The organism is Micromonospora sp. CNB394 (genome assembly GCF_000374985.1).
GTDB lineage: Bacteria > Actinomycetota > Actinomycetes > Mycobacteriales > Micromonosporaceae > Micromonospora > Micromonospora marina.
The window spans coordinates 14,661-31,778 of record NZ_KB895854.1; the positions used below are offsets into that span (position 1 = coordinate 14,661).

Consider the following 17,118-nt stretch of genomic DNA (forward strand, 5'->3'; position numbering starts at 1 on the left):
CAGGGGACGGACCGGGCACAGCCGCCCGGTCCGTCCCGTCGTACGCACACCGGGCCCAACGAGCGCGACCGAGAGCGGGTAGCGGGGCAAAACGGAAAATTGCGTGACTATGCCGCGTCCGCGTAGCAGTCCACTGCGGACAGGTCGAGCGGGAACCGCACCGGCGTGTCGCCGAACAGCAGCCGGGTGGCCCGCGCGCCGGCGGCGGTGATCGCCTCGGCGACGGCCGCTGCCTGCCCGGCCGGGCAGTGCACCATCACCTCGTCGTGCTGGAAGAACACCAGCTCCGCCTCCGTACCGGCCAGCTCGGTCCGCAGCGTGGCCAGCAGCGTGGAGGCCCACTCGGCGGCGGTGGCCTGGATGACGAAGTTGCGGGTGAAGCGCCCCCGCGAGCGGGCCGCCCGAGCCGACGGGCTGTGCGGATCGGCCCCGCCGTCCGGCATCGGCTCCTCGCCCTCGGCGAACCCCGCCGACCCGGGCGGGCAGGTGCGGCCCAGCCACGACCGGACCAGCCCGCCCGCCTCACCGGTGCGCGCCGCCGCCTCCACGTAGCCGAACGCGGTCGGATAGTTCTTCCGCAGCACCGCAAGCGCCGGCACCGCCGCCCCGCCGGTCTGCCCGTACATCGCCCCGAGCAGGGCCACCTTGGCCTTCGCCCGGTCGCCGGCGAACGCATCCCGGGCCAGCGCCGCGTACAGGTCACCGGCGCCGCCCGCCGCGGCAAGCCGCTCGTCGCCGGAGACCGCCGCGAGCACGCGCGGTTCGAGCTGACCCGCGTCGGCCACCACGAACGTCCAGCCCGGGTCCGCCACCACCGCCCGCCGGATCACCTTCGGGATCTGCAGCGCCCCGCCCCCGCGCGTCGCCCAGCGGCCCGAGACCACACCGCCTGGTACGTACTCCGGGTGGAACCGGCCGCCCGAGACCCAGGCGTCGCGCCAGGCCCAGCCGTGCGCCGTCCAGATCCGGTACAGCTCCTTGTATTCCAGGACCAGCGGCGCCGCCGGGTGCTCCACCCCGCGCAGCACCCAGGCGCGCGTGTTGGGCAGATCCACGCCCACGCGGGCGAACGCCCGCAACAGCTCCGCGGGCGAGTCGGCGTGCACCTGGCGTACGCCGAACGCGTCAGCGATCCGGGCCTGCAACTCGGCCAGCCGGCGCGGCGGCCCGCCGACCGGCGACGGCTCGCCGAGCAGGTCGGCCAGAATCGCGTCGTGCACGTCGGCACGCCACGGCAGCCCGGCCGCACCCATCTCGGCGGCCACCAGCGCGCCCGCCGACTCGGCGGCCACCAGCAGCCGGAACCGGCCGAATTGGGTGGTCGCGGCGATCCGGGCGAGCTGGTCGGCGTACACCCGGGTCAACGCCGTGATGCCCGGACCGGGCGGGCCGGACGGCGGCGCGAACAGCGCGGCCTGGGTGTGGCCCGGCGGCTCGGGCGGGCGGGGCGCCGGGTCCGGCGGGACCGGCGCGTCCGTCACGCGGGCCCAGGCGGCGGGTAGCGCGCGGGGCTCACCCCACCGGCCCGCGTGCCCGAGCAGCAGCGCCTCGGTCAGCTCGACGTCGTGACAGCGGTCGAGGCGCACCCCGGCACGCAGCAGCGCCGGGTAGACGCCCGCCCAGGCGGCCCACAGCCAGCGGGGGTGCCCGGCGGCCTCCCGGGCGGCCACCGCGGCGGCCAGGTCGGCCACCTCCTCGGCCGGGCCGGACGGGGTGCCGTCGGCGTGCAGCGATTGCAGCACGCCGCCGCCCCGCTCGTCCGCCTCCACCGCCACCAGCACGGACTCGATTCTGCCCGGTGCCCCTGACACGCTCCGCGTGGAAGGAAGGGCCCCCTGTTAACGCCTGCGGTAGAGGAAGGGCCCCTTGTTAACGCCCAGCGTTAACAAGGGGCCCTTCCTTACGTCCGGGGGGTTACTTGCTGACTCCGGCGGTGAGGCCGGACTGCACCTGACGCTGGAAGACGATGTACACGATCAGCACCGGAAGCATCGCCATGGTGACGCCGGCGAACAGTCCGGACCAGTCGGACTTGTAGCCCTGGTTGACCGACAGCTCGATCAGCCCCTGGGCGATCACCTGGTTCTTCGGCTCGCCGGAGACCGACTGCATGAGCAGCGTCGGCAGGTACCACTGGTTCCACTGACCGAGCACGTTGAAGATGCCGATGCTGATCAGGCCCGGCTTGGCCATCGGCAGCATCACGCTGAAGAACGTGCGGGTGTGCGAGGCACCGTCGACCTGGGCGGCCTCGGCGATCGAGTCGGGCAGCGTCCGGAAGAACGAGTGCATGAAGAAGATCGTGAACGACAGCGACCAGGCCACGTAGACCAGGATCAGCATGAGGTGCTTGTTCGGGCCGAGCAGCGGGAGGCTCACCCCGGTGTTGTAGACGCCCTTGAACAGCGGTACCGCGGCCAGGTAGATCGGCAGCGTCAGCCCGGACAGGAACATCCAGTAGATCAGGCGGTTGCCGCGGAACCCGTAGCGCGCCAGGGCGTACGCGGCCATCGAGCCCAGCAGCATCGTCAGCGTCACGCTGAACACGAGCACGAGCAGCGTGTTCAGGAAGAAGCTGTCGATCCCGGCGGTCCAGGCGCGGGCGAAGTTGTCCCACTGCAAGGCGTCGGGGAGCAGCGACAGCGGCTCGCGGATCACCTCGGAGTCGGTCTTGAGCGCCGACATCACCACCCACAGCAGCGGGTAGACCACCATGATCGCCCAGACCGCGAGGAACAGGTGTGAGAAGCCGTTGAAGATCCGGCCGCCGAAGCCGTTGCCGACGTCCTTCGCGCTCCGATCCGTCGGCGGCCGGTCCGGCGGCGCCGTGTCGGACCGGGCCGGGCCGGAGGTGTGGGTCACCGTGCTCATCGTCCAGACCTCCTCAGAACTCGATCCGCTCACGGCGGGTGATCCTCAGCTGGAGCGCGGCCAGCAGGATGGTGAAGATGGCCAGCGCGACGGCGATCGCGCAGGCGTAACCGAACTGGCCCTTCTGGAACGCGTTGAACTGGATCACCGAGGCGAAGATCTCGCTGGCGTGGTTCGGTCCGCCCTGACTCGGCGTCATGACGAAGACCAGCGCGTACATGTCCAGCGCGATGAAGCCCAGATAGACCCAGGCGACCGAGACGCTGTCCCGCAGCAGCGGCAGCGTCACCCTGAAGAACGTGTGGAACCGGCCCGCGCCGTCGAGGATCGCGGCCTCGTAGATGTCCTTCGGGATCGACTGCATCGCGGCGGAGAACAGCACCATGTAGAAGCCGGCGCCGCTCCACACCGCGATGAACAGCAGCCACCAGAGCACCGCCGGCACGCCGAGGAACGGCTCCGGGTCGGCGGTGAAGGCGATCGGGTTGTCCGCGTCGACCAGCCCGATCTTGATGAGCAGGCCGTTGATCAGGCCCTGCCCGTCGGTGCGGTAGATCTGCTGCCACATGACGGCGATGACCACCAGCGACAGCACCTGCGGGAAGAAGAAGATGACCTTGTACATCCCGGAGCCGAACACCCCGCGGATGCCGGCCCTGTCCTCGCGTCCGCCCACGTTGAGCAGGAACGCGAGGAACAGGGCCAGCGCGATCGTGAACAGCGGCACGGTGACCAGGAAGAACACGTTGTGCCAGAACGCCTTCCGGATCAGCTCGTCGGAGAACAACCGGACGTAGTTGTCCAGCCCGACGAAGCGCTGGGAATCGGAGTACCCGCCCCAGTCGGTCAGCGAGTATCCCGCCGCCTGGGCGAACGGCCACACCACGTAGAACAGGTACAGCGCGACGGGCAGGGCCAGGAAGCCCGTGACGAAACGCGCGACTCCGTGCCGCATTGGACTCACTTCCTCGCGGTGATCAGGCGGTGCGGGTCTGCTTCTTGATCGACGAGTCCTTGGCGACCTTGTCGGCGGCCGCCTGCATCTTGTCGACGAACTGCTGCGCGGTCAGGCGGCCGGCCATCAGCTCCTCGGAGAGGTTCTGGCTCTCCTTGTCCAGGTCGGCGTAGAAGTCCGGGAACTTCACCGAGATCAGGTCCGAGCTGCCGTTCTTCATCAGCGAGTTCGCCGACGCCAGCGCGCTGTCCTGGACGTTGTCACCGGAGCCCTTGGTGGAGGCCAGCGACTTGGTCAGCTCGGCGAACTTCGCCGAACCGGCCTTGGACAGGATGGCCCGCAGGAACTCCTTCGCGGCCTCCTTGTTAGGCGCCTTGCTCGGCACCACGAAGCCCTCGCCGGAGGAGGCGAAGACGTCCTTGGCCGCCTTGTCCCCGCTCTTGCTCCAGTAGTCGGAGATGGTCATCTCGAAGCCCGGCGGGATGGTCGCGGCCATCTCGTTCTTCAGCCAGGTACCGACCTGGATGAAGGCCGCCTTGCCGTCCAGGAACGCCTGCTGCGACTGGGTGTGGTCGAGCTTGCCCGGCAGCAGCAGCCTGTCCTTGACCAGCTTCTCCCACGGCTCCAGCGCCGCGACGATGCCGTCGGCCTTCCAGGCACCGTCCTTCAGGTTGTCGATGTCGACGACGGCCTGCTTGCCGACCGCCTTCCAGATGCTGGCGAACAGCGCCCAGCGCGGGTAGTAGCCGTGCACCGCGTCGTGCACGTACGGCGCCATGCCCTTGGCCTTGATCTTCGGCGCGAGCGCGAAGAAATCGTCCCAGGTGGTCGGCGCCGTCCACCCCTCCTTGGAGAACAGCGCGGCGTTGTACCAGTTGCCCCAGACCGTGTACGCGACGTTGACCACGTAGAACTTGCCGTTCTGCGTACCGTCGGCGACGGTACCCGGCAGCAGGCTGTCGGCGACCGTCCCCTCGCTGTCCCAGGCCGGCGCGGTGAGCAGGTCGTCCAGCGACTCGATCGCGCCCTCGTTGATCAGCGTGCTGCGGTCCATCATGTCGGCGCCCGAGTTCATCACCAGGTCGCTCGGCTGCGTCGCCATCTTGGGTTGCTCTTCGGTCTTGATCTTCTGGGTCGAAGACATGTTGACCGTGACGTTCGGGTGCTTGGCGTTGAAGATGACCTTGTCTTCCTTGGCCCACTGGTCGCCCAGGCCACCGTTGAAGACGACCACCTTGACCGCGCTGCCGTCCTTGACGCCGAACGGGTTGTCCTTGCTCTTGGCCGCGCCGCCGCCGTCGGACTTGCTCGGCTCGCTGCCGGCGCACGCGCTCAGCAGACCCGCCGCCGGTGCGGCCAGCAGACCGGCCGCTGCAGCCCGCCGCAGCAGGGTCCGCCGGCTGACGTCGCCGAACTTCTCGGGGGAAACCGACATCTTGTCTCTCCTTGTGGGTCGGGTCAGGCGGTCCGCCGGAGACGCCCGGCGTACCGCGACTCGAGGGCGAGGTTGTGCTCGTCCCCACCGGGGACGTTGGCGGAGAGGTAGACAGGGGGTACCTCTCCGGCCTGGTGGAACCGTCGTACGACCTCGGCGGTCAGCAGCTGCGCCAGCAGCGCCGCGGTGACCGACGAGACCGCACAGACCGCGCCGCCGCCCTCGAGCGGCAGCAGTGCGTCGCCGTACGGCGCGCCGTTGTCCAGCACGACGTCGGCGAGGTCGGCGAGCCGGTGCCCGGAGGGGTGCCGAGGAGCTACCCGGGCGGTGTGCTCGACCGAGGTGACCGCGATCAGCGGATGGCCGCCGCGCTTGACCAGCGTCGCCAGCTCGACCACCGAGCCGTTGATGCCGGACTGCGAGGCGACCACGAACACGTCCTCCGGCTGTGGCGCCGCCAGGGCGTAGAGCTGGTGCGCCACGGCCGGGTCGCGTTCCAGCTTCGGGTCGGCGAGCACGTCGCGGGGCGCGTCGCCGTGCAGCACGAGGTCGTGCAGGGAGAGCCGGTTGGCCGGGACCAGGCCGCCGGCCCGGGCGACCAGCTCGGCGGCGAACGCCTCCGAGTGGCCGGCGCCGAACGCCTGGAGGACGCCGCCCGCGCGCAGGCCGGAGGCGATCAGGTCGGCCGCCCGGTCCACCGCCACGGCCTGGCTGTCCACCAGCCGGTCGAGCACCGGGCGGACCGCGTCGGCGTACCGCTGGGCACTGATCATGAGAGGGCCCCCTTGGCGGCCTTGTGCCCGTCGACGGCCTGGGCGGTACGCCGGAAGGCCGCGTGGGCGCGGTCGTGGGTGCGCTGCGCCACCGCGATGTAGAGCAGGTCGAGCACGACGAGCTGGGGGTGCCGGGCGGAGAGCGCGTCCGGCCGGAACGTGGTGGCCTGGCTGGCGGTGACCAGGACGATGTCGGCCAGCTCGGCCAGCGGCGAGCGGGGGAAGCCGGTCAGCGCGACCGTGGTGGCCCCGCGGCTGCCGGCCTCGGCGAGCAGCTCGATCGTCTCCCGGGTCTGCCCGGTGTGCGAGATGCCGAGCGCGACGTCCCCGGCGCCGAGCAGCGCGGCGCTGGCCAGTCCCTCGTGCACGTCGCTCCAGGCCCACGCGGCGACGCCGATGCGGTGCAGGCTGAACTGCATCTCCTCGCCGACGAGCGCGCTGCCGCTGGCGCCGAAGATGTTCACCCGGCTGGCCCCGGCGATGGCGACCGCAGCCCGTTCCACCTCGGTCAGGTCCAGCAGCGCGGCGGTGTCGTGCATGGCCCGCGTGTCGGCGGCCATGATCTGGTCGAGCACCCGGGACAGCGGGTCGCCGGGCTGGATTTCCCGTCCGATGTCGACGGTCCAGCCGGCCGAGCGGGCCCGCCCGGTCTCGGCGGCGATGCCGAGCCGCAGGTCCGCGTACCCCTCGAAGCCCATGGCCCGGCAGAACCGGGTGATGGTCGCCGGCGACGTGCCGCTGCGCTCGGCCAGCTCGACGATGGTCGCCCGGGCGGCTGCCTCCGGGTCGCTGAGCACGTGCTCGGCGACCCGGCGCAGCGCGCCGGTCAACTCCCCCGTACCGGCCCGCACCCGGGCCAGCACCCCGTCGGCGCCCAGCCGGTCGGCCGGAACGGCATCGACCACCGCGGTCGCCGCGGAAGTCTCCACCTCGTGCTCGGCCATCGGCGGAAGCCTTTCGGAAAGAGTGTTAACTGTTAGTGGTAAAAGTTCTTACTGAAGGCCCCTCCGTGTCAAGGGCATGGGCGAAGTTTTCAAACTGTTACCTGGCGCACCGGCGCGATCTTGCGCCTGGCGACGCGGCCGACCAGCATGAGAACTATGTCGGACACCGTCGTGCTCGGCCTCGATGTCGGGGGCACGTCCACCCGCGCGACCGCGCTGAGCCTCGACGGCACGCGCCTGGGCGCCGGTCGGGCCGGCGGCGGCAACCCCACCAGCCACGGCGCCGAGCGGGCCGCCGCCGAACTGCTCGCCGCCCTGCGCGCGGCGCTCGCCGACGTCGACCCGGGTCGGGTACGCACCGGCGTCATCGGCCTCGCCGGGGCCGGCCGCCTCCTGGCCGACCCGCACGGCCGCGACGCGTTCGACAGCGCGTGGGCGCAGGCGGGGCTGCGGTGCCCGTACGCGGTGCACGGCGACGCGCTCGTCGCCTACGCCTCCGGCACCGCCGCCCCGGACGGCACGGTGCTCGTCGCCGGCACCGGCGCGATCGCCGCCCAGGTAAGCGATCTGCGGCTGGACCGCACCGCCGACGGCCACGGCTGGCTGCTCGGCGACGCGGGCTCCGGGTTCTGGCTCGGCCGGGAGGCGGTTCGCCGGTTGCTGACCGACCTGGACCGCGCGGACACCCCCGGTGAGCTGGGACGCCTGGTGCTGGCGGAGCTGACCGGCACGACCGAGGTGCACGCTCGGCCGCGCGCCACCGCGGGAGCCGTGGTGCAGGCGGTGACGCGTCGGCAGCCGGTGGAACTGGCCCGGCTCGCCCCGCTCGTGGTGTCGGCGGCCCGCGAGGGGGAACCGACGGCAGTCTCGCTGATCGCCGAGGCCGCTGCGCTGCTGGCGGAGAGCGTCTGCCGCATCCGCCCGCCCGGCGCGACCGATCCGGTGGTGCTCGGCGGCGGGCTGCTCACCGGCGACACCCCGCTGGCCGGGGCGGTCCGCGCGGAACTGGCCGAACGGTGGCCGGGCGCACCGTTGCACGGCGCCGGAGACGGGGCGGCCGCCGCGGCCTGGCTGGCCGCCCGGGACCTGCCCGAGGTGACCGACCCGGCGGCCTTGCACGCCCGCCTGGTCCCCCCACCCACCTGACCCGACCGCCGCGCCGCCCCGGCCGCGCCGCTCGCCCGCCCTGCGCAGTGCTGCGGCGCTCGGCCGTTGGGTGGAACGCCATGGGTGTCAGAACGCCGGTTTGACACCCATGACGTTCCACCCGCCGCTGCCGGGCGCTGTTGGCGTGCGCTCGGGCTCACCCCGGGTCAGCTCGACCCTTCCCACTGCCCCGTGAGCAGCCCGGCGGCGGGGGTGGCCAGCAGACCGGCGGCGGTGAGCACCCTGTCGCCTGTCTTCACAAGACTCATTTCTAATGAAGAATTTCTACGACAGCGCGACGGGGACCACAAGACCTCACGACCGATCCGTTATCCGTACCGGCCAGGTCGACGCTCACGCCCGGATCGAGGCGCGGATCGCCTCGACCGTGATCGCCAGGCCCTCCCGGGCCTCGTCCTCGGTGAGCGTCAGCGGCGGGCCCATCCGGATCACGTTGCCGTAGAGGCCGCCCCTACCCACCAGCAGGCCACCGGCCCGGCACGCCTCGAAGACGCGGGTGGTCAGCGCCGCGTCCGGTTCCACGGTTCCCGGGTGGACGAACTCGACGGCGAGCATCAGGCCCTTGCCGCGTACCTCGGCGACCTGGTCCAGCCCGGCGGTGGCCGCGCGCAGGCCGTCGCCCAGGATCGCGCCGACCCGGGCGGCGTTGCCCTGGAGGTCGTGGTCGAGCAGGTAGTCGAGCACCGCGTTGCCGGCGGCGGTGGAGACCGGGTTGCCGCCGAACGTGGAGAAGCTGATCGCCGGCACCGACTCCAGCACCTCGGCCCGGCCGACCACCCCGGCCAGGGCGAAGCCGTTTCCGACGCCCTTGGCGAAGGTGAGCAGATCCGGCGTCACGCCGTGCGCCTGGTAGCCCCAGAAGTGCTCACCGGTACGGCCCCACCCGGTCTGCACCTCGTCGCTGATCAGCAGGATGCCGTGCTCGTCGAGCACCTTCTTCCAGGCGGCGAAGAGCCCGTCCGGGCCGTGCACGAAGCCACCCACGCCCTGCACCGGCTCGGCGATCAGGCAGGCCACGTCGCCGGCGGTCTGGGTGGCGAGCACCTCGCACAGGTCCTCGACCGCCGCGTCGACCCGGTCGGCGGCGTCGAGCCGGGCCAGCAGCCCGCGCAGCCGTTCGCCGGAGTGCAGCCAGGCCACCTGCAACGGGTTGAGCGCGCTGGCCGACCAGCCGCGGTTGCCGGTGACCCCCATCGTCGCGTACGACCGGCCGTGATAGCTGTTGCGGACCGCGAGGATCTGGTGTGAGCGCCGGTGGTTCGTGGCGACCAGCAGCGCGGCCTCGTTCGCCTCGGTGCCGGAGTTGGTGAAGAAGACGCGGGCGTCCGCAATGCCGGAGAGCCGGGCGACCCTCTCGGCCAGCTCGACCTGCCCGCGGATCAGGTAGAGCGTGGAGGTGTGCACGAGGCCCGTCCGCAGTTGCCGTTCGACCGCCTCCCGGATCTCCGGGATGTCGTGACCGACCATCGTGGTCAGCACCCCGCCGAAGAAGTCCAGATAGGTCCGGCCGGCCGCGTCGGTGACCCGGCGGCCGGAACCTGCGACCAGTTCCAGCGGTTCGGCGTAGTAGAGCGGCATCCAGGACGGGAGCACGGCCCGGTGCCGGGCCAGCAGGTCGTCGGAGGTCATCGGCGCACCCTTCAGCGGAGGTGGATCCCCGCACGTTCCCACCACGGCCGGGGCGGGGACAAGACCCGCCGTGAGCCGCGTCCCGCCAGGTCCGGCCGGCGCCCGGCGGTAACATCCGCCCCGTGCGGACGGATCAGGTGCGGCTGCCGGACGGCGCGGCGGGGACGACGCGGGAGCGACTCCTGGCCGGGATCAGGTCCTGGGTGGAGTCGCCGCCGGTGCGGCGCCTCGTGGCGCACTTCGGCGGCGACTGGCCCGGCGGCGACCTGGCGGCGATACTGGCCGGGCTGGACGCGTTCTCCGCCCGCCGCTGGGACTTCCGGCAGGGGCGGGAACGCCCGGACGCCCGGGAGCCGGCCTTCGACCCGGCCACCGCCGGGCTGGTGCGCAGCGCCGCCGCCGCGCTGGGCCTGGTCCGCGCCGTCGCGCCGGCCCGATCCGGGTACGCGCACCTGCTGGTGCTCGGCGGACTGGCGCACGCCTGCCTGCGGCGTACCGCGTACGCGGCGGCGCTGACCCGCGCGGCGGCCGAGGTGACCGGCGAGGTGGCCGTGCTGGGCAGTTTCCGGCCGCTCTCCACGGCCGAGTGCCGCACGCTCGACGCGGCCGGCCTGCCCGGCTGCGCCACCGAGGTGGACGTCCTCGACGCCGGGGTGCGGCTGGCGTTCGGGGTGGACGAGCCGGACGACGAGCGTGGCGACCCGGCCGGCCATCCGCACCGGGCCTGGTCCTCGCGCACCTACCGGCCGGACGGGCTGCCCCCGGTACGGGTGCTCGCCGCGCCGTCCGGCGAACCGGACCGCCGTCGCGCGCACACCGCCGACACGCAGCGGTTCTGGGCCGAGCACGTGCGGCTGCGCGCGGACGATCCGGTGCTGATGGTGACCGCCCCGATCTACGTACCGTTCCAGCACTGCGACGCGCTGCGGACGCTCGCCGTGCCGTACGGCTGCGGCATCGAGACGGTCGGGGTGGACCCGGCCGCGCGCGCCGCTGTCGCCGTACCGGAGCCCACCCTGACGCCGGGCCGCTACCTCCAGGAGATCCGGTCGGCGCTGCGGTCGATGCGCGCGCTGCACGCGACGCTGACGGCCGGCTGAAACCGGCGTGCGGTGCCGAAGCTCACTCAGCGGGCGGTATCCGCGACCGCCTGCGCGAACACCTCGGAGCGGTGCTCGAAGTTGCGGAACCGGCCGTAGCTCGGCGCGGCCGGGGACAGCAGCACCACCCCGCCGGCCGGGGTGAGCTTGCGGGACAGCCCGACGGCGGCGACCAGGTCGTCGGCCAGCTCGGTACGCACCGACGGCAGCCCGGACAGCGCCTCCACGATGCGAGGGCCGCTGTCCGGCACGCCGATCACGGTGATCTCCCGGCCGGCCAGGTGCGCGCGCAGCGGGCTGTAGTCCAGCCCCCGGTCGGCGCCGCCGACGATCACGGTCAGCGGCCGTCCCTCGTACGCGTCGATCGCGTGGATGGCCGCGTACGGGCTGGTGGCGAGCGTGTCGTCGACGAACGTGAGCCCGGACGGGTCGGCGATCTCGGTGAGCCGGTGCGCCAGACCCTGGAACTCGGCGACCGCCACGGCGAGGCTGTCCCTGCGCGTCACCACGTCGACGCCGAGCGCGTCCAGCACGGCGAGCGCGACGCAGAGGTTGCTCTCGTTGTGCCGCCCGACCAGCGGCAGCACGGCGCGCGGGAACAGCGGCGTGTCCCGCAGGTGGAACCACTGCGTGCCGTCCGGCCCGGTGGCCACGTGCGTGGTGTCCGGCGAGCCGGCCCGGACCGCCGCCCGGTCGCCCAGCTCCGCCGCCAGGCGCGGGTCGGCACCGTTGACCACGACGGCGTGCGGGCCGTGGGCGATCAGGTTCAGCTTGTCCCGGTAGTACTCCCGCTCGCCGCCGTGCGCGTCCAGGTGCTCGGGGAACAGCGCGGTCACCACCGCCACCCGGGGCGAGTCGGTCAGGTCGGAGCACTGGTAGCTGGACAGCTCCAGCACGTACAGCTCCGCCTCGGGCAGGTCCAGCAGCGGCACCCCGATGTTGCCGCCGAACACGTTCGGCCGGTCCATCGCGGTGAGCAGGTGACTGATCAGGCTGGACGTGGTGCTCTTGCCCTTGCTGCCGGTCACCCCGACGGTCCGGTCCGCGTGGTCGGCCATCCACAGCGCGCTGCCCTGCGTGACCGGCACCGACCGGCGGCGCAGTTCCACCATCCACGGGTGGGTGTTCGGCACACCCGGCGAGCGGACCACCACGTCGGCGGCGGCGAGGCGCTCGAAGCCCTCCTCGCCGGTGACCAGTGGCGCCGCGGCGGCGAGCGGACCGTCCCAGGGCAGCGTGAGGAAGTTCGCGCTGTCGTCGACCACCACCAGGCCGGCCGGCCCGTGCGCGGCGATCGCTGTCACCGCGGCCCGGCCCTCGCGGCCGGCGCCCCAGACGGCGACATGACGTCCGCGCAGATCAGACAGGCGCACGGGCACTCCTCGGACTCGGTCGACGCACGGCGGGCAGGGTCCGGCCCAGCCGGACACGGACGGACGAACCAGGGCCTAGTATGGCGTGTGCCCAACGAGCAGCTGCGGCGGATGGACGCCTTCACCTTCCCGTCCTACTCGATCGACTTCGCCACCGGCGAGGTCCTGTTCGACTACGCCCTGACCGGTCCCGACGGCGAACAGCGGTTCACCGAGGTGATCACGCTTCCGCTGCCGGCTGAGCCGGTCCCCGACGCCACCGCGGCCACCCTGGCCCGGGTGCTGGAGCTGCTGCACGTGGTCGCCGGTGTCAGCTACTACAAGGCCGCCGCGCCGTCCCGGCTGGTGCTGCCCGCACCGCTGGGCGCCGCCGCCGTCGAGCTGGTCACCGCGGTCTACACCAAGGGCCTCGCCGAGTACGCGTACCGCAACGAGCTGCCGCACGTGCTGGAACTGCGTCCCGAGGTGCCGTCCGGCACCGTGGACCCGGCGGCGCCGGTGGACAACTCCGACCGCCGTCCGCTGTCGGCGGTGGGTGGCGGCAAGGACTCCATCGTCACGCTGGAGGCGCTGCGCCGCGCCGGCCTCGACCCGGTGCCGTTCTCGGTCAACCCGAACCACGTGATCGTGTCGGTGAACGAGGCGTCCGACCTGGTGCCGCTGGCCGCCCGCCGACGGCTGGACCCGGTGCTGTTCGAGCTGAACGCCGCCGGCGCGCGCAACGGGCACATCCCGGTCACCGCGATCAACTCGCTGATCGCCGTGGCCACCGCCGTCCTGCACGGGCTCGGCCCGGTGGTGATGTCCAACGAGCGCTCCGCGTCCGACCCGAACCTGATCTGGAACGGCCACGAGATCAACCACCAGTGGTCGAAGGGTGTCGAGGCCGAAGGGCTGCTGCGCGCGGCGCTGGCCGAGCACGCCGGGCTCACCGAGCCGTACTTCTCGTTGCTGCGCTCCCTGTCCGAGCTGCACATCGCCCGGCTGTTCGCCGAGATCGACCGGTACGACGCGGTGGTGACCAGCTGCAACGCCGCGTTCAAGCTGCGCGACGCGAGCGAGCGCTGGTGCCGCGACTGCCCGAAGTGCCGGTTCGTGTTCCTGGCGATGGCGCCGTTCATGCCGCGGGCGCGGCTGACCGGCATCTTCGGCGGTGACCTGCTGGCCGACGAGTCCCAGATCCCCGGCTACCGGGAGCTGCTCGGCATCGACGGCCACAAGCCGTTCGAGTGCGTGGGCGAGGTGGAGGAGTCGGTGGTTGCGCTGAGCCTGCTCGCCCAGCAGGAGCAGTGGCGGGACGCCCCTGTGGTACGCGCCCTGGTGGCGGCGCTGCCCGACACCGCCTGGCAGGCGGCGGCGACCTCCGACGTGTTCACCCCCGGCGGCGACAACCACGTCCCCGCCCTCTACGCCAAAGCCCTCACCGCCCTGACCTGACCACCTCCCCCGCCCGCCCCGGCTCCCATCAGGGGGTGCGGATGGCGTCCAGGGCCAGCAGGGCCACGTGCAGGGACAGGCACCTGTCGACCGAGTCGAGGTCGGCGTCGAGGATGCGGCCGATCCGGGCCAGCCGCTCGTAGAACGCCGGCCGGGACAGGTGCGCGGCGGCGGCACCGGCCGACTTGTTCCGCCCCTGCTCCAGGTAGGCCCGCAGCGTGCCGAGCAACTGCTCCCGCGGGTGCTGGGCGTCATAGGCGAGCAGCGGCCCGAGTTCACGCTCGACGAACGTCTGCAACCGGGGCTCGTCGCGCAACAGGTGCAGCAGCCCGGCCAGGCCCACGTGCGGCAACCGGTAGCAGGGCAGATCCCGGGGATCCCGCCGGGCCGCCTCGGCGACCTGCCGCGCCTCGATCAGCGACCGGCGCGCCTCGCGCAGGCTGCCGACGCCGGACCCGGCCGCCACCACGATCGCGGCCCGGGGCGGCGCGTCGGCCGGTCGCGCGCTCACCGACGCCACGGCCCGTCCGGCGGGACGGTCAGGCGGCTCCGACAGGCGGGACGCCGACGGGCGGGCGGGGGCGGCGTCGAGGCGTACCCGGCGCAACGCCGCGGCGAACGCGGCCAGCGCCTTCTCCTCGGCGGCCGGGTCGGGAAGCGCGAGCAGCGCGCCCACGGCCTGGTCGTCGAGCGGGCTGGTCAGCGCGGTGAGCTTGGCGTCGCGGACGGCCTGGCTGACCGCTTCGGCGAGGTCCCGCAGCCGGGCCGGTCCGGCTTCCGGGCCCTCGGCGTCGGCCTCGCGGTGTCCGCCGCGCCGGGCGGCGGGCTCGTCGTCGGGGGCGCCCGCGTCACCGGACGGCTCGTCGGCGCGGTACCGGACCACCACACCGACCAGGTGCCGGCGGTCCAGGACGACGCCGAGCGCCTTGGCGCGCAGCGCCACCTCGTCCACCGGGCGGGTGTGGTCGATCAGGGCGGTCAGCAGCGTACGGTGGATCTGCCGTTCCAGGCCCTCGGCGTCGCGGCGGATCAGCCGGCCCAGGGCGAGCGTGGAGGCGGCCCGTTCGACCAGGATGGTCAGCCGGGTCGGCGGGGTGGACTCGGTCGCCGGCCAGCGCAGCAGCAGCCGTCCCCAGTCCTGTCCCCGCGCGCCCACGGTGGTGACGAGCCATCCGCTGTCCGGGTCGTACGCGGTGCGCCCGGCGGGGCGGATCTGCCGCGAGTGCCGCTCCCAGCCGTCCAGTAGCAGTTGGGCGTTCTCCCCCGCCGGGTCGTACGCGAGCACCTGCCGGGACAGGTTCTCCAGCACCATCGGGCAGCCGGCCAGCTCGGCGGCCTGCCGCAGCACCTCGCCGGGTTCGGCGCCCTCCACCGACAGCTCGGTGAACCGCTGGTGGATCTCCTCGGTGGCGCGCAGCTCGGTGAGCTGGGCGTCCACGATCAGCGCGTGCACCGCCTCGGTGATGCGGACGAACGGGGTTCCCCGGCGCAGCTCGATCAGAGGCAGGCCGCGGCGTTCGGCGGCGGCGACCATCACCCGGGGCACTCCGCTGACGTAGCGGCGGCCCAGTTCGACCGCCAGCCCGGAGACGCCGACGTCGGCCAGTGCGCCGATGAACTCGCGGAGCCCGGCGTCGTCGCCCGGCAGGCCGATGCCGGTGGTGAGGACCAGTTCCCCGCCGCCGAGCAGGGTGGCGATGTCGGGCACCTCGGCGATGTGCACCCAGCGCACCGGCCGGTCCAGCCCGGCGGTCCCGGCGACCAGGCGCGGCGCGCCGTTGCGCACGGGCACCAGGTCCAGCACCTCACGCACGGTAGGGAACACGGGCGACACGCTACCCTGCGTCACCACCGTTGCCGAAGCCCGGACCGCCCGCGCCACGGGGCCGGCGGACGAGCCGCGGACCGCCGCCCGGAGGGGGCCGGCGGTCCGCGGACGTCCAGGCGGGAGGCGACTGTCAGTCGACGCCGAACTCCATCGCGGCCCGGTCGAGTGCCTCGTCCTCGGCGGTGGGTACGCCCCGCGACGCGATGGCCTCCGCGCCGCCCTGCGGCATGGCGCCGATGAGCCCGGTCGAGGCCGCCTGGGCGGCGCCGACGACCCGCTGCGGTACGCCGCCGCCGACCATGCCGACGGAGGCGTACTGCTCCAGCTTGGCCCGGGAGTCGGCGATGTCGAGGTTGCGCATGGTGAGCTGGCCGATCCGGTCGGCCGGGCCGAACGCCGAGTCCTGGGTGCGCTCCATCGACAGCTTGTCCGGGTGGTAGCTGAACGCCGGGCCGGTGGTGTCGAGGATCGAGTAGTCCTCGCCCCGGCGCAGCCGCAGCGTGACCTCGCCGGTGACCGCCGTGCCAACCCAGCGCTGCAGCGACTCGCGCAGCATCAGCGCCTGCGGGTCCAGCCAGCGGCCCTCGTACATGAGGCGGCCGAGGCGGCGGCCCTCGTTGTGGTAGTTCGCGAGCGTGTCCTCGTTGTGGATGGCGTTGACGAGCCGCTCGTAGGCGGCGTGCAGCAGCGCCATGCCGGGGGCCTCGTAGATGCCCCGGCTCTTGGCCTCGATGATCCGGTTCTCGATCTGGTCGGACATGCCCAGGCCGTGCCGACCGCCAATGGCGTTCGCCTCCAGCACCAGGTCGACGGCGCTGCCGAACTCCTTGCCGTTGATCGTCACCGGGCGGCCCTGGTCGAAGCCGATGGTGACGTCCTCGGCGGGGATCTCCACGGACGGGTCCCAGAACTTGACGCCCATGATCGGCTCGACCGTCTCGATGCCGGTGTCCAGGTGTTCGAGCGTCTTGGCCTCGTGGGTGGCGCCCCAGATGTTGGCGTCGGTGGAGTACGCCTTCTCGGTGCTGTCCCGGTAGGGCAGGCCGCGTTCGAGCAGCCACTGCGACATCTCGGTGCGGCCGCCCAGCTCGGTGACGAAGTCGGTGTCCAGCCACGGCTTGTAGATCCGCAGCTGCGGGTTGGCCAGCAGGCCGTACCGGTAGAACCGCTCGATGTCGTTGCCCTTGAACGTCGAGCCGTCGCCCCAGATCTGCACGTCGTCGGCGATCATCGCGCGGACGAGCAGCGTGCCGGTGACGGCGCGGCCCAGCGGCGTGGTGTTGAAGTAGGCCCGTCCGCCGGAGCGGATGTGGAAGGCGCCGCAGGTCAGCGCCGCCAGCCCTTCCTCGACCAGCGCGGCGCGGCAGTCGACGAGGCGGGCGACCTCGGCGCCGTAGCTGAGCGCGCGGCCGGGCACCGAGGCGATGTCGGGCTCGTCGTACTGGCCGATGTCGGCGGTGTAGGCGCAGGGGACGGCGCCCTTGTCGCGCATCCACGCGACGGCCACCGAGGTGTCGAGGCCGCCGGAGAAGGCGATGCCGACACGTTCGCCGATGGGCAGGGAGGTGAGAACCTTGGACACAAGAAAGATTATGCACGGCATCGC

General features: G+C 72.8%; 13 protein-coding genes. 3 read left to right on the forward strand and 10 right to left on the reverse strand.

The annotated features are described in order from the left end of the window. Positions 1 to 107: 107 nt before the first annotated feature. The 6 genes from C569_RS0124280 to C569_RS0124305 form a co-directional block, all read right to left on the reverse strand. Entirely contained in the window at positions 108 to 1,781 is a 1,674-nt protein-coding gene (locus C569_RS0124280) for a bifunctional 3'-5' exonuclease/DNA polymerase (protein WP_018788339.1), read from the reverse strand. A gap of 133 nt (positions 1,782 to 1,914) precedes the next feature. Further along, positions 1,915 to 2,715 carry a carbohydrate ABC transporter permease gene (locus C569_RS0124285; RefSeq protein ID WP_231394883.1) on the reverse strand — a complete coding sequence of 267 codons (801 nt, stop codon included), beginning with the start codon at positions 2,713 to 2,715 and terminating at the stop codon, positions 1,915 to 1,917. A gap of 169 nt (positions 2,716 to 2,884) precedes the next feature. Next, complete coding sequence (locus tag C569_RS0124290) at positions 2,885 to 3,826, reverse strand: carbohydrate ABC transporter permease (protein ID WP_018788341.1); 942 nt, start codon at positions 3,824 to 3,826, stop codon at positions 2,885 to 2,887. A gap of 22 nt (positions 3,827 to 3,848) precedes the next feature. Further along, positions 3,849 to 5,261 (reverse strand): N-acetylglucosamine/diacetylchitobiose ABC transporter substrate-binding protein, encoded by a 1,413-nt coding sequence (ngcE, locus tag C569_RS0124295; RefSeq protein WP_018788342.1) that lies wholly within the window; start codon positions 5,259 to 5,261, stop codon positions 3,849 to 3,851. 23 nt (positions 5,262 to 5,284) lie between these two features. Next, a complete protein-coding gene (locus C569_RS0124300) occupies positions 5,285 to 6,034 on the reverse strand; it encodes an SIS domain-containing protein (RefSeq protein ID WP_018788343.1) in 750 nt (249 codons plus the stop codon). After that, positions 6,031 to 6,978: a MurR/RpiR family transcriptional regulator gene (locus C569_RS0124305; RefSeq protein WP_018788344.1), complete on the reverse strand. Its 948-nt coding sequence runs from the start codon at positions 6,976 to 6,978 to the stop codon at positions 6,031 to 6,033. Before C569_RS0124305 ends, C569_RS0124300 begins: the two co-directional genes overlap by 4 nt. A gap of 156 nt (positions 6,979 to 7,134) precedes the next feature. On the opposite strand from C569_RS0124305, the gene C569_RS0124310 reads away from it, so the two are divergent. After that, complete coding sequence (locus C569_RS0124310) at positions 7,135 to 8,124, forward strand: N-acetylglucosamine kinase (protein WP_018788345.1); 990 nt, start codon at positions 7,135 to 7,137, stop codon at positions 8,122 to 8,124. 354 nt (positions 8,125 to 8,478) lie between these two features. Here the strand turns inward: C569_RS0124310 and C569_RS0124315 are convergent, their stop codons facing one another. Beyond that, positions 8,479 to 9,774, reverse strand: a complete 1,296-nt coding sequence (locus C569_RS0124315; protein ID WP_018788347.1) for an aspartate aminotransferase family protein — start codon at positions 9,772 to 9,774, stop codon at positions 8,479 to 8,481. A gap of 137 nt (positions 9,775 to 9,911) precedes the next feature. On the opposite strand from C569_RS0124315, the gene C569_RS0124320 reads away from it, so the two are divergent. After that, positions 9,912 to 10,874, forward strand: coding sequence for a hypothetical protein (locus tag C569_RS0124320; protein ID WP_018788348.1), 963 nt, complete (start codon positions 9,912 to 9,914; stop codon positions 10,872 to 10,874). Positions 10,875 to 10,900: 26 nt separating this feature from the next. Here the strand turns inward: C569_RS0124320 and murD are convergent, their stop codons facing one another. Further along, positions 10,901 to 12,247, reverse strand: a complete 1,347-nt coding sequence (gene murD / locus C569_RS0124325) for a UDP-N-acetylmuramoyl-L-alanine--D-glutamate ligase (protein WP_018788349.1) — start codon at positions 12,245 to 12,247, stop codon at positions 10,901 to 10,903. Between the two features lie 87 nt (positions 12,248 to 12,334). On the opposite strand from murD, the gene C569_RS0124330 reads away from it, so the two are divergent. Continuing rightward, positions 12,335 to 13,684 (forward strand): hypothetical protein, encoded by a 1,350-nt coding sequence (locus tag C569_RS0124330; RefSeq protein ID WP_018788350.1) that lies wholly within the window; start codon positions 12,335 to 12,337, stop codon positions 13,682 to 13,684. A gap of 28 nt (positions 13,685 to 13,712) precedes the next feature. Here C569_RS0124330 and C569_RS0124335 read toward each other — a convergent pair whose 3' ends face one another. Both C569_RS0124335 and argG read right to left on the reverse strand, forming a co-directional pair. Next, entirely contained in the window at positions 13,713 to 15,518 is a 1,806-nt protein-coding gene (locus tag C569_RS0124335; protein ID WP_026268589.1) for a PucR family transcriptional regulator, read from the reverse strand. Between the two features lie 124 nt (positions 15,519 to 15,642). Then, complete coding sequence (argG, locus tag C569_RS0124340; RefSeq protein WP_018788352.1) at positions 15,643 to 17,094, reverse strand: argininosuccinate synthase; 1,452 nt, start codon at positions 17,092 to 17,094, stop codon at positions 15,643 to 15,645. Between the last annotated feature and the right edge of the window lie 24 nt (positions 17,095 to 17,118).

What these genes read in the sequence shown, in the direction of transcription:
- C569_RS0124285 (WP_231394883.1), bottom strand. Translation starts at nt 2,715, where the DNA reads ATGGTGGTCTACCCGCTGCTGTGGGTGGTGATGTCGGCGCTCAAGACC.
- C569_RS0124290 (WP_018788341.1), bottom strand. Translation starts at nt 3,826, where the DNA reads ATGCGGCACGGAGTCGCGCGTTTCGTCACGGGCTTCCTGGCCCTGCCC.
- ngcE (WP_018788342.1), bottom strand. Translation starts at nt 5,261, where the DNA reads ATGTCGGTTTCCCCCGAGAAGTTCGGCGACGTCAGCCGGCGGACCCTG.
- C569_RS0124300 (WP_018788343.1), bottom strand. Translation starts at nt 6,034, where the DNA reads ATGATCAGTGCCCAGCGGTACGCCGACGCGGTCCGCCCGGTGCTCGAC.
- C569_RS0124305 (WP_018788344.1), bottom strand. Translation starts at nt 6,978, where the DNA reads ATGGCCGAGCACGAGGTGGAGACTTCCGCGGCGACCGCGGTGGTCGAT.
- C569_RS0124310 (WP_018788345.1), top strand. Translation starts at nt 7,135, where the DNA reads ATGTCGGACACCGTCGTGCTCGGCCTCGATGTCGGGGGCACGTCCACC.
- C569_RS0124315 (WP_018788347.1), bottom strand. Translation starts at nt 9,774, where the DNA reads ATGACCTCCGACGACCTGCTGGCCCGGCACCGGGCCGTGCTCCCGTCC.